This is a genomic window from Candidatus Accumulibacter contiguus (assembly GCF_012940005.1).
GTDB lineage: Bacteria > Pseudomonadota > Gammaproteobacteria > Burkholderiales > Rhodocyclaceae > Accumulibacter > Accumulibacter contiguus.
Genome location: NZ_SPMX01000059.1, coordinates 1 through 12,699 on the forward strand (window position 1 = coordinate 1; position 12,699 = coordinate 12,699).

Below are 12,699 nucleotides of genomic sequence, written 5' to 3' on the forward strand. Positions count from 1 at the left end.
GACGTTCAGCCTCGCGACGTGCAGCAACCTCGGCCGAGGTTGCCGCTCGCCGCGAGGCCGAACGTCAGGCGGCCGAGGTTGCTGCACGTCGCGAGGCTGAACGTCAGGCGGTCGAGGTTGCCGCTCGTCGCGAGGCCGACCGTCTGGCCGTAGAGGAAGCCCTTCGGCAGGAAGAGGATGAACGCCAGGCCGTTGAGGCAGCGATCGAGCGCGAAACCCAACGCCAGGCCGAGGAAGCACAGCGAACCCGCGCCGCCACGGCCGCAGCACTTGCACCGAAGCTCAAGACCGAGGAACAAACCGTGGTGATGATTGCCGACGACTCGAAGGTGGTCCGCGTCAAGACCAGCCGCCTGCTCACTGCACACCGATATCAGGTTCTGATGGCCGAAGACGGTCTGGACGCGGCGAGACAAATCGAGATTTCGGCGCCCGACGTACTGGTGACCGATGTGGACATGCCGGGAATGAATGGATTGCAATTATCGCGCCAGTTGCGCGACAATCCCCGCACCGCTCATCTGCCGATCATCATGGTGACCTCCGACAACGAACAGCTACGTGCCGACGCCGCCGCCGCCGGGGTCAACGTGGTGCTTGGCAAGCCTTACCCCGAAGAGCAACTCATTAGCCACATTCAACAACTCCTGCGGAGCCAGGCTGGCGCTTGAAGACTGCTGGGCATCAGCGACGTGGCCGACGACTGCTCCCCGGAATCACACCAGGAGTGCAGGAAAGTCATGGCAGTGATGCATCAGCAGCGATTACCGGACAGCGCCGAAAGCGCTGCTGCGGAATTCCTGGTCGTCTGTCTGTGCGCCGAATGGTGCGGTGTTTGCCGGGAATATCGCAGCGCTTTCCAGGAAATCGCCGGGCAGTTTTCTACGGCACGGTTTCACTGGCTGGATATCGAAGCACACGCAGATGAACTGGGCGACCTGGATGTGGAAAACTTCCCGACGCTGCTCATCAAGCGTCGGGAATGGGTACTTTTCTACGCCAGCATGCCTCCTTCTCCGAGTCACCTGCAACGCACCCTGAGGGCCTTCCTGCAACAAAGCGCAGATGAGAGTCGGGCGTACGCGCACGCCAGTGCGGAGCGGCGCGGCTGGCAGGAAAATATAGATCTGCGGCGGCTTGGCCCCGACGAGCTGGCGAGGATCTGCACGTAGCAGCGTTGACGCGCTCGGCAGCAGTTTAAGGGTGAAGTCATTGGCGGCCTTCCCGGGCTACGGCAATCGCTGACGCGACTTTCACATTAAACTCCTTTGGGGTCTGGATGAGAAAGGGGATGAGGCGATGGATGAGCACAAGCCGAGCAATCAGCACTTGAAGCTTCAGCGCATTGACGTTGAGCTGATCGCGAAGCTGAATCTCGCAGACTTCCAGAACGCGGTGCCGATGCTCCGCGAACTGAGCATCGTCAACGATGCCGATGAGGCGCTCGAGAGCCTCGAACTCGGCATCGAATCCATTCCGGCGTTTCTGCAAGCCAAGGTCTGGCAGGTCGAAGCGCTCGGAGCAGGACAGCGCTACCGTATCGGCGATGTCGATGTGCGGCTCGACGCGGCGTTGCTGACACACCTGACCGAGGCCGAGACTGCGACCGTCTCTTTTGTCCTGCGTCGCCGTGGCGATTCCGCCGGCGAACTGGCGCGACTTGAATGCTGCGTGCAGCTCCTGCCCCGCAACCAGTGGGGAGGACTATCGCAATTCCCGGACATGGTCGCCGCCTTCGTGCAACCCAATGACCCGGCAGTCGATCGCCTGCTCAAGCAAGCCAGCGAGGTGTTGCGCAGGAATGGCCGGAACCCGGCGCTGGATGGCTACCAGGGCGGTGCTCGGCGCGCCTGGGAACTCAGCTCCGGCATCTGGAGTGCCGTCGCGGCAATGGGGCTCGACTACGCGCTGCCACCGGCGAGTTTCGAACACAGCGGCCAGAAGGTGCGGGGACCGACACAGCTTGCCGAGTCGGGGCTCGCGACCTGCCTCGACCTGGCGCTGCTGTTCTCCTCGGCGATCGAGCAGGCCGGTCTGAATCCGCTGCTGGTGTTCACCAAGGAGCACGCCTTCGCCGGCGTCTGGCTCAAGCCAGAAGAATTTTCGAGCAGCGTCATCGACGACGTCGCGTCTCTGCGCAAACGCGTCAGGCTCAAGGAATTGCTGCTTTTCGAAACCACCCTGGTGACGCAGCGGCCGGCGCCGGCATTCTCTTATGCCGTCCAGTGCGGCGAGCAGAACATCGTTGAGGAGGATGCCTTCGAACTCGCGGTCGACATCCGGCGCGCCCGCCTACAGCGGATCAAGCCACTGGCGAGCGTCGACTTGCCCGGCACCGCTGCCGGCGGCGAGCCAGCAGCAGCGCTGGAACCGGCATTCGCCGAAGCGCCCGAACTGCCGGACGAAGATATTTCCGGCGAAGCAGACCCGGCGACACTCAGGCCCGCCGATCGCCTCGCGCGCTGGCAACGCAAGCTGCTCGACCTGTCGTTGCGCAACAAACTGCTGAATTTCCGCAGCAGCAAACAGGCGCTGACGCTCGAGGCTCCCGACGCCGCTGCCCTTGAGGATCGGCTATCGGAGATGCTGCCCTTGAAGCTGCTGCCCCGGCCCGATCTCATGGACGGCGCCGATCCCCGCAATCTGGCCATCCACGAAGCGCGCGAGCGTGAAGACCTGCGCCGCCAGCATGCCCTTGACGCCCTGCAACGTCGGGAGGTCTTTGTCGCGATCACGCGCGAGGAACTTGACAGCCGTTTGGTCGATCTCTATCGAACGGCTCGCAGCACACTCCAGGAGGGCGGCGCGAACACGCTCTTCCTCGCGCTCGGATTCCTTTGCTGGAGCCGTGACGAAAAGGGCGACCAGCAGCGGATCGGGCAACGCTACCGCGCACCGCTGTTGCTGGTGCCGGTGACCTTGAACCGCCGCAGTGTCCGTTCGGGTTTCACCCTGACCCTGCATGACGACGAGCCGCGCTTCAATCCGACACTGATCGAGATGCTGCGCCAGGATTTCAAACTCAGTCTCGGGGTTGCCGACGGCGAACTGCCCAGGGATCAAGGTGGCCTCGACGTCACTGCGATCTGGCGATTGGTGTCGCAGGCGATCAAGGACATCAAGGGCTGGGAAGTCAGCGAAGAGGTGGTGCTGTCGATGTTCTCATTCGCCAAGCATCTGATGTGGAAAGACCTCAGCGAGCGCACCGAGCAATTACGCGACAATCCGGTGGTCCGTCATCTGATCGACACGCCGCGCGAGAGCTATCCCGCGCAATTGGCTTTTCCCGAGCGCAGCCGGCTGGACCGCGAGTTCGCGCCGGAGCAGACCTTCTGCCCGCTGGCTGCGGATTCATCGCAGCTTTCGGCGATCATCGCCGCCGTGCGCGGCAAGGACTTCGTCCTCATCGGACCACCGGGGACCGGCAAGAGTCAGACCATCGCCAACCTCATCGCGCAGTGCCTGGCCGAGGGCAAGCGCGTACTCTTCGTCTCCGAGAAGATGGCGGCGCTCGATGTGGTCTACCGGCGCCTGCGCGAAGTCGGTCTCGGTGAGTTCTGCCTTGAACTGCATTCCAGCAAAGCCAGAAAGCTCGACGTCCTGGCACAGTTGCAGGCAGCCTGGGCGGCGCAGGGCAGCATCGATGCCGACGCCTGGCGCGCCGAAGCGCAGCGCCTGCAAGGGCTGCGCGACCAGCTCAACGTCTATGTCGAACGCCTGCATCATCGGCACCCGAACGGAATGACGATTTATCAGGCCATCGGGCGCGTGCTGGATGGCGAGGGTGATGATACGCGCAGCAAGGTACCCGCGCTGGCCCTGTCGTGGCGCAGAGCCGATGCTCATGATGCAGCCGCCATGGCAGCGATGCGCGAGATCACCGACCGTCTGCAGGTCAATGCAGTGGCGGTGGCTCAGGAGGATCTCAGGAACGGACCGCTGGCGCCAATCGGACACGCCGACTGGTCGCCGAGCTGGCAGCAAGCGTTCGTCGAGGCAGTTGGCCGTGTTCAGACGGATCTTCCCCCCTCGCTCTAATAATTTCAAGCACTTAGCTCATTTGTAGGCATGTAACGGTACTAATGTTTTCAAGCACTTAAACAGCTACGGGGGAAGACCCGTCAGAGCACGCTGCAGCTTCTGCGGAACGCTGCGGAACGTTTCTGCGAAGCCAGCGGACTACCGCGCACACCGCTCGACCGTCGCCGGCGCGGCGCCCTCGGCGTCCTCGCGGGAATCCTGTCGCAGGCCAGCGGCGACGATTGGCCATTCATCCTGCGCACCGACGCCGCAGCCTTCACCGAACCCTTGCCGGCCGATCGGGAGCTGCCCGCCAGACACCGCGAACGCAGCGGCGAAAACCTGCCGCCCTGGCCGGAGGCCGTCATCAGCGCCTGTCGGCGCGGCCTGGCCTTGCTGCAACAGCGCCGTGCGCTGTTCGACCAGATCGGCGAGCCCTGGTCGGCAGCGGTGGTCGAGGATCTGCAGCAGGGACTGCAGCTCCTCGCCGAAATCAAGCGCCTGTGTGGGCAGTTGTCGGTCGAGTATGACCCCCTGGTCGAGCAATTGGACGTGCTGCAACTGCAGCGCGACTGGGCAAAGGCCGAAAAGGCCATGTGGCCGATGTCCTGGCTGGCCAGACGCCGGATTCGCGCGACTCTGCAGACCGTACTGGCCGGTGCCGGTGAGCCGGACATCGCCGGCGACCTGTTTGCGCTGGCGAGGATCCGATCGCGGCGCGCGCAGGTGTCGGCGCTGGCGATCGGCAATGCTACCGACGGCGTCTGGGCCGGCCTCAAGACGCGGCCGGAACTTGCCGAGTGTGCGCTCGACTTCCAGCAGGTGCTGCGGGGGCTGCAAAAGGAGCAGCCCTGCGGCAATGTCGGTCGCTTCGCGGCGGTTGCCGACGGTCGCTGCGGCGAGCGCCTGGCCAGGCAGTTGCGGCAGCTGCGCAGCTTGCAGGCGCTCGATGCCGAGCTGCAGACGCTCGACCATCTCGGCCCGCTCACCGCACAGCTCTGGTCCGGTCTCGGCACACGTTCGGAAAACCTCGCAACCGCCCTCGACCTCCAGACGGCAATCACCCAGCTCGCCGACTCACCCGACGAGTTCGCTGCCATAATGACGTCGCTGCAGCGTCTCCTCGGCGACAACGGGGCGCGTCTCGATCCCGCCACCGCCGATGCATATCTTGACACCTGCGGCGCGCTGCAACCGGCGATCAGCCACCTCTGTGCAACCGGCGGTTTTACGGCAGCCGTCAGTCATGCTTTTGCAGACATCCCGCTCGATCAGCTGGATGAGCGCTGCACGGCGATGCTCCGCTTGGCGAACCGGCTGCATGCCTGGTGCGCCTGGCGCAAGGTTGGTGAACAGGCGCGGGCTCTCGGCTTGGCGCCGCTGGTCGCGGCGATCGAGAACAGCGAATTGGCACAGGGAACGCTGCGCCGGGCCTTTGAAATCAACTACAGCCGCTGGTGGTTAAACGCGGTGGTTGATGAAGAGCCGGTCATCCGCGGCTTCGTCGCCGCCGAACACGAACAGCGCATCAACGATTTTCGCGCCCTCGACGAGCGCTTTACCGAACTCACGCGGGCACGCGTTCGCGCCGGGCTGTGCGCCGCATTGCCGACGCAGGACGGGGTGACTCGCAGTTCCGAATGGGGGATCCTGCGCCACGAGATCAACAAGAAGAAGCGGCATCTGCCGCTGCGCGAGTTGATCCAGCGCATCCCGACAGCACTGACGAAGCTGACACCGTGCCTGCTGATGAGCCCGCTGTCGATTGCCCAGTACCTGGCCGCCGACGCCAGTATCTTCGATGTCGTCGTCTTCGACGAGGCCTCACAGATTCCGGTCTGGGATGCCATCGGCGCGATCGCACGTGGCCGCCAAGTGGTCATGGTCGGCGACCCACGGCAGTTGCCGCCGACCAATTTCTTCGACCGTGCCGAATCGGAGTTCGACGAAGAAGATATCGAAGCCGACCTCGAAAGCATTCTCGACGAATGCCTCGGTGCCAACCTGCCGACGATGCACCTGGCCTGGCATTACCGCAGCCGCCACGAGAGCCTGATCGCCTTCTCGAACCACCGCTATTACGGCGGCTCACTGGTGACCTTCCCTTCGCCGGTCACCACCGACCACGCGCTGAGTTTTCATTACGTCCAGGGCGTCTACGAGAAGGGCGGCGCGCGTATCAACAAGTCCGAAGCGAAAGCGCTGGTTGCCGACCTGGTCGACCGCCTGAAATCCCCCGCTTTCCGGGAATCGCGGCTGACCATCGGCGTCGTCACCTTCAACACCGAGCAACAGGCGTTGATCGAGGATCTGCTCGACGAAGAACGGCGCCGCGACCCGTCGATCGAGCCGCACTTCGCCGACGTGGAACTGGAACCTGTCTTTGTCAAGAACCTCGAAAGCGTCCAGGGCGACGAGCGCGACATCGTCTACTTCTCGATCACCTATGGCCCTGATCACGCGGGCGCCGTTTCGATGAATTTCGGCCCGATGAACCGCGCTGGCGGCGAGCGGCGGCTCAACGTCGCCATTACCCGCGCCCGTCATGAACTGCGAATCTTTTCGAGTCTCAGGGCCGAACAGATGGACCTCGCCCGCACGCAGGCGATCGGCGTTCGCGACCTCAAGCACTTCCTCGATTTCGCCGAACGTGGCGCGCCGGCGCTGGCCGAAGCCAGGACCGCCAGCCTCGGTGATTTCGAAAGCCCGTTCGAGGAAGCCGTCGCCACCGCGCTCGCCCATCAGGGCTGGGAACTGCATACCCAGGTCGGATCCTCGGTTTTCCGCATCGATCTGGCGGTCGTCCATCCCGATGCCAAGGGCGTTTACCTGTGCGGCATCGAATGCGACGGCGCCACCTATCACCGCGCAGCGACTGCACGCGACCGCGACAAGCTGCGCGAACAGGTATTGCGCGGCCTCGGTTGGGAAATCCTGCGTGTCTGGTCGACCGACTGGTGGATCGATGCTGCCGGCACGCTCGAAAAAATCGACGCCGACTTGCGCAAGCTACTTGAAAAGAGCCGCAGCCAGCGCGCTACAGAGGCTGCAGCCGCCAGTCCGTCGTGATACATTCATGCTATCTGCATGGCCTTCAAGATCGCTAACTGCTTGTCGGCGAAAGTGCTGGCCTGCGCTGTCAGCTCGGCGATGTTCTCTTCAACCGTCTCCAGCGTCTTGCCCTCCTTGATGATCTTCTGCCCTTGCGACGCTAGAATTTGCCACACCATCTGCGCCCAATCGCTGGGTTGCTTCTTGCCTTGACTGACGGCCAGCAGGAAGAGTTGCGAAATACGACCCAGGGATACGCCACCGCCGGTCACCGGGCTGGCGAGAAAGCCGAGGTCGCTACTGCCTCGGGCTTTCTGCAGCAGATGGGCGTTGAGCTTGTCGGTACATTTCCTGGCTTTGGCGGTCGCCGCCTCGTCCTGAGCTGCGGTCAGATGAGTTGCGCCAGTGAGGATCATGAGCGCCTGCACGATCTGGGCGAAGAGCACCCCTTTATCCTTCAGTACCTGTTCCAGCTGGCCCAAAGCCTTCGGCTTGTGGTCGGCAAGCGCGTCCAGAATGGGAAGGTAAATCGCCTCACTCATGGCGGACTCACCCAAAGTCCCGGCAACCTTCAAAGGAACATCGGCACGAGATTTCGTCAGCACTACCTTCTGTTGGCGCAGGGCTTCGACCTGCTCCAGTGGGTTGAGCTTGCGTGCCCCCTTGACCCAGTAATCACGGCGGAACTGCTGGTTGACCATGAAGTCGCGTACCGTCTGGCGAAACATCGGGTCGGGGATCTCGTTTAGCAGGGTCAGCTGCTCGGCGGTGAGATTCAGAGCTTCGAGATGATCGAGGTAGTGGGCCGAGCAGGCGTAATCGAGCTTGGCCGGCGAGAGCCACTCGGCCATCCGCGAGAAGGGTATGGGCAGCCAGTCGCGGTTGAAATACTCATGCGCCAGGTAGTTGCGATTATGTCCTTTGATCTGTTTGAGCCGTTCGTGCACCGATGGGTTGGCACGGGCGTAGCCGGGATTGGTGGCGATGAGCTTCTCGGCAAATTCAAGCGCTGCGTCGATGCGCTGGACGATGCCATGACCTTCAGCACCCAGGGTGGATGCGTGTTCGGTGAGCAGGTCGCGCATCGGCACCATGGCAGCCCAGCCGGGCTGGGTGTTGTAACTGATGTAAAGAACCCCGCCCACTTTGAGCTTGCGATGAATGAAGTCGACGATGACCTGCTGATTCTCTGCGGAGATCCAGCTCCAGATGCCGTGGATGCCAATGTAGTCGAATTCGGGCAAGTCGGAACGGTTGCAGAAGTCCACAAAAGAATCGTCGTAAAGTTTGGCACCTGAACCGGAGGCCGCAGCAAGCGCCTGTGCGAAACCCGCCTGCGACGGGTTGAAGTCCGTGCCGTACCACTGCGTCAGCGAAGCTGCTGCATGCAGATTGGCGCTCATGCCTTGGCCAAAGCCAAGTTCGCACGCAACCAGCACTTCGGGGAAGACCAGGCCTGCGTTAAGGAAAGCCATTCTTGCTCGCAGCGGGTTCAACTCTGGGTAGTAGCCATAGGTGTAGCCTATATCGGCAACGTAGCCGGCAGTCCAATCGCGCATGATTTGTCCTTGTCAAGCCAGCTGTTTGATCCGAGCAGGCAAAGGCGCGCCGCAGCGAGCGTTTATCTTCTTCGGCGAGCCATGCTATCTTGTTCAGCTGCTATGACCAGCCAAGGCGATGATTTTCTTTGGTTTTTCTGGTGGGCGATAGTGGGTTCGAACCACTGACTTCCACCGTGTGAAGGTGGCACTCTACCACTGAGTTAATCGCCCCAATTCCTGTTGCAGCGATGATGTCACACCGAGATCGTCACCACGCACACGGCTGCAAAGCTCATCTGTTTCCGCATGGATCGGTACCTTTCCGCCCCGGTACGGTCCGCCATAGCCACGGAAGCCGGGATTACATCACAAGTCGCTAGCCCGGTCAATCCGCTTAACTGGCACGGATGCAGCTGGCGTAAAACCCGGACCACCACTTTTCGCTGTGTTAGGATCAATGATTGCCAGGGTGTTGGTCTGGTAATTATCGCTTGTGCATGAGCGAAGGAGGTGTTGGCGAGAGGGCTTTTATTGATCGCAAGAATCTGGATGGAGGGCCTGTGCTATGGAACTGGCAATGCGTTTCAAGAATGACAAGCTGGTTGGCGATTTCTGGGGAGGCCTTGCGGCGATGCTGGTCGCTCTGCCGTCGGCGATCGCTTTTGGCGTCACCATTTATGCCTCGATCGGTCCTGCCTATGCCGGTCTGGGCGCACTCGCAGGGATTCTCGGAGCGGCTGCTCTCGGCCTGGTGGCGCCGAGCCTGGGTGGGACCAATCGGCTGATCACGGCGCCGTGTGCACCCGCCGCTGCGGTTCTCTCGGCGTTTGCCATCGAACTCGTGCAACTGGACGTCGACCCGGCGTTCATCGTGTTGCGGCTGACCGCCCTTGGCCTGGTGGCCGGGTTGATTCAGATCCTTCTCGGCTTGATGCGGATTGGCAGCCTGATCAAGTACATTCCATTTCCGGTGGTCAGTGGCTACCTGACCGGGGTGGGCCTGATCATCATCGGCAGCCAGATTCCGAAATTCCTCGGCGTATTCGGCAATCAGTCCCTGTGGCGCACGCTCACCTCACCGCAGACATGGCAATGGCAGAGTGCGCTGATCGGCGTCGTCACGGCGACCGTGATGCTTGGCGCGCCTTTGGTTACCCGCGTTGTGCCGGCGGCCATCCTCGGCCTGCTGGCCGGGGTGCTCACCTATTTCGGATTGGCGCACTTCGTGGACGAATCGATGCTGGTCCTCGAAGGCAACAAGCTGATCATCGGGCCACTCGGCGGTTCCGCTGCGGGCATGCTCGAGGCGGTCACCGGTCGTTGGCGGGACATCGGCGAGCTCAAGCTCGGCCAGATCGCCGCCCTCATGTGGACGGCGCTTACCCTGGCCGTGTTGCTGTCCATCGACACGCTCAAGACGGCCGTCGTTCTCGACGCACTCACCCGCAGTCGCCACGACTCCAACCGCGAACTGGTTGCGCAAGGTCTGGGCAATGTCGCCTCGGCCTGTGTCGGCGGTATGCCAGGCGCAGGGCAAATGGGTGCGACCCTGGTCAACCTGGCGAGTGGCGGACAGACGCGCGTCTCCGGAGTCGTTGAAGGTGTGCTGGCGCTGCTCGCATTTCTCGCCCTGGGAGCGTTCATCGCCTGGATACCGGTCGCTGCTCTGGCGGGCATCCTGATCGTCGTAGGTATCCGGATGATCGACCTCAAGAGTCTTCACCTGCTCGAATCCTCGTGGACGATGCTTGACTTCGCGGTGATTCTGGCGGTAGTGGCTGTGGCGCTCGCTTACAGCCTGATTGCGGCGTCAGCGGTGGGCATTGCACTGGCGATGTTCCTGTTCATTCGCGAGCAGTTGACGAGCACGGTCATTCGCCGCAAGGCCAACGGCAGTGAACGGTTCTCGAAGCGGGTGCGCCTGGGACACGAGATGGAACTGCTCGAACAGCGCGGAGACCGGACCACGATCCTGGAGCTGCAGGGCAGTCTGTTTTTCGGTACCAAGGACCAGCTGTACACCGCCCTCGAGCCTGAATTGAGCAAGCGCACCTACATCGTGCTCGACATGCGCCGCGTCCAGTCGGTTGACGTCACGGCGGTGCACCTCTTGAGTCAGATCCGGGATTCGCTGATTGAACGCGGTGCTTTCCTGGTCTTCAGCGGCTTGACGCATACCCTGCCCAACGGGCGGAATCTTGCCGAGCTGTTCGAGCGGATGGACCTCACGACCACGACCGATCATGTCCAGGTGTTCGGAGAACTCGACGACGCAGTCGAATGGGTTGAAGACCAGGTACTGGAGGACAAACTGGCGAAGGCGGCCGAGGTTCCGCCGCTCGAGATCTACGAGATGGAAATCTTCAAGGACTCCAAGGAGGATTCGCTGATTGCGCTTGTCGAGTGTCTAGAACGTCGCTCGGTGGCAAAGAACGAGAAGGTGTTCTCGATCGGTGATGCGGCTGACCGGCTATATCTCATACGCAAGGGGGCCGTGCGCATCACCACGCCAGTTCCTGGGACAGGCAGCAGCCGTCACCGCTTGACCTATGGGCGTGGCGATTTTATTGGCGGCCTGTCCTTCGTCACCAGGGCGGTCAGTTTCAGCGCCGACGCCACAGCCATGGAAGAAACCGAACTCTACGTGTTGCACCGAGAGAGCTTCGAGAAACTGTGCGAAGAGCACAGACGGCTCGCCTTGCAGCTGATGCAGGCAATTGCCCAGGTGCTGGCATTGCGCCTGAGCTACGCCGACAAGGAACTGCTCGCGATGCAGGAGTAGAGGGTCTTGGGAGGGTCTTGGCGCATCATCGGGATAGCTGATGTAGCCATGACCGTTAATGTGAAAGTCGCGTATGCGACTCACGAGAGGGAAACGGTCAGACTTTCATGATCGGGGGTGCCTGGCAAAGTCATGACCGTTAGAACCGCAGCGTTTTTTCATCAGGGAACCTGGTATGGAAGGCGACCGGAACAAACTCGTTCGGCAGTCGGACGGCACGCCCCAGCAGAATCAGGCCAATGGCTTCAAGGGAAGCGTGTGACAACCTCTCCAGATCGATCAGATATGCGCTCAATCCAAGTGCGCCGAAATTACGCCCACGAACGATGAGCCTGCCGTTGGAGAGATCGCAGCGGAAGTTGACTTGTACCGGGATCGATCCCGCGAGAGTGAATCTGACGCTGCTGCCATTTCTGGCAAGATCCACATTTCTTTCCCCTGTTATTCTCAGATTGAGCAGGTCCAGCTCATCACGAAGCTCTTGGGCCTTTTCGGCCGGGCGGATGACGTCTAAAGCCTCAGTGGCATAGCGTAGGCGTAAGGTGACGGTTTCGATCAGAGCCATCTCCGAGTTGCTGCGCGTTCGGTAGTTGACGAACCCCTCGGCGCATCGACCAGTGCCAAAGCGATGTCGAAAATCAAGCGTGTAGCCTACCAGGGATAGCGCAGGTTTGATGACGTTAAGGTGCTGTGTGAACTGATTCAGGTAGTCGAAGATCAGCCTCAGCGCGCGGTCAAAGCGTTGCTCGATTTGCTGCTGCGAACGATCTTCTTCGATTTTTTGTTGCGAAAGCCTCTCTGCAGCGTGTGCAAGTTCTGCCAGCAGACCCTGCCCAGACCTGTTGGGGGATGGGGCTTCCCCCGTTTGCGTTTTGGAGCTTGCGCCCTTGGCATCGGCAAAGGTATGCTGATACACAAGACCGATTGTCGAGTTCGCTTGACCCACTGGTCTGCTCGGCGCTGACCTGCATACGCTCAACTTCTCGTCGATGCTGGCTATTGAATTGTCAATGTCGTCCATCAGCGCCTGGACTTGCTCGGCGCTGACCGTGTCCTGTTTTCTGGATGGCAAGGGAGGTTTGTTCTGCATTTCAACACTCCTGCTGAATACCCGTGTCAAGATACGGAATATACTCCTTAATGAGGAATCAGGCCTGACCACCCAGAGGAGATTACGTTCCGGTATTTTTCGAGAAAAATGTCCATGTCGCGTCCCTTGTCGTGCGATAGTCTGGCTCCCTGGCTGAGCTTGCGGATCTCCCCGTAAATTCAATCCAGAGTTGGGTGCGGCAACACCTCTTTTTG

Annotated in this window: 5 protein-coding genes, 1 tRNA gene and 1 pseudogene; 4 read left to right on the forward strand and 3 right to left on the reverse strand. The window is 61.4% G+C overall.

Going from position 1 to position 12,699, the window contains the following annotated elements; all coding sequences use genetic code 11:
- From E4Q08_RS17875 to proA, 3 genes and pseudogenes are all read left to right on the forward strand, one after another.
- The coding region (locus tag E4Q08_RS17875; RefSeq protein WP_169071359.1) for a response regulator at nt 1-671 on the forward strand (671 nt) is incomplete at its 5' end.
- Nucleotides 672-740: 69 nt separating this feature from the next.
- On the forward strand, nt 741-1,172 hold the full coding sequence (locus E4Q08_RS17880) for a thioredoxin family protein (protein WP_034910247.1): 432 nt from the start codon (nt 741-743) through the stop codon (nt 1,170-1,172).
- A gap of 172 nt (nt 1,173-1,344) precedes the next feature.
- Nucleotides 1,345-7,089: pseudogene (proA, locus tag E4Q08_RS26410) on the forward strand (anti-phage protein ProA).
- Between the two features lie 5 nt (nt 7,090-7,094).
- On the opposite strand, the gene E4Q08_RS17895 reads toward proA, so the two are convergent.
- Both E4Q08_RS17895 and E4Q08_RS17900 read right to left on the reverse strand, forming a co-directional pair.
- Complete coding sequence (locus E4Q08_RS17895) at nt 7,095-8,630, reverse strand: class I SAM-dependent methyltransferase (RefSeq protein ID WP_034909029.1); 1,536 nt, start codon at nt 8,628-8,630, stop codon at nt 7,095-7,097.
- A 138-nt stretch (nt 8,631-8,768) separates the two neighbouring features.
- A tRNA-Val gene (locus E4Q08_RS17900) sits at nt 8,769-8,843 on the reverse strand.
- 346 nt (nt 8,844-9,189) lie between these two features.
- Between E4Q08_RS17900 and E4Q08_RS17905 the strand changes: the two genes are divergently transcribed.
- Nucleotides 9,190-11,394, forward strand: a complete 2,205-nt coding sequence (locus E4Q08_RS17905; RefSeq protein WP_169071361.1) for an SLC26A/SulP transporter family protein — start codon at nt 9,190-9,192, stop codon at nt 11,392-11,394.
- A gap of 139 nt (nt 11,395-11,533) precedes the next feature.
- On the opposite strand, the gene E4Q08_RS17910 is transcribed toward E4Q08_RS17905, so the two are convergent.
- Nucleotides 11,534-12,484, reverse strand: a complete 951-nt coding sequence (locus E4Q08_RS17910; RefSeq protein ID WP_169071362.1) for a hypothetical protein — start codon at nt 12,482-12,484, stop codon at nt 11,534-11,536.
- Nucleotides 12,485-12,699: the final 215 nt, after the last annotated feature.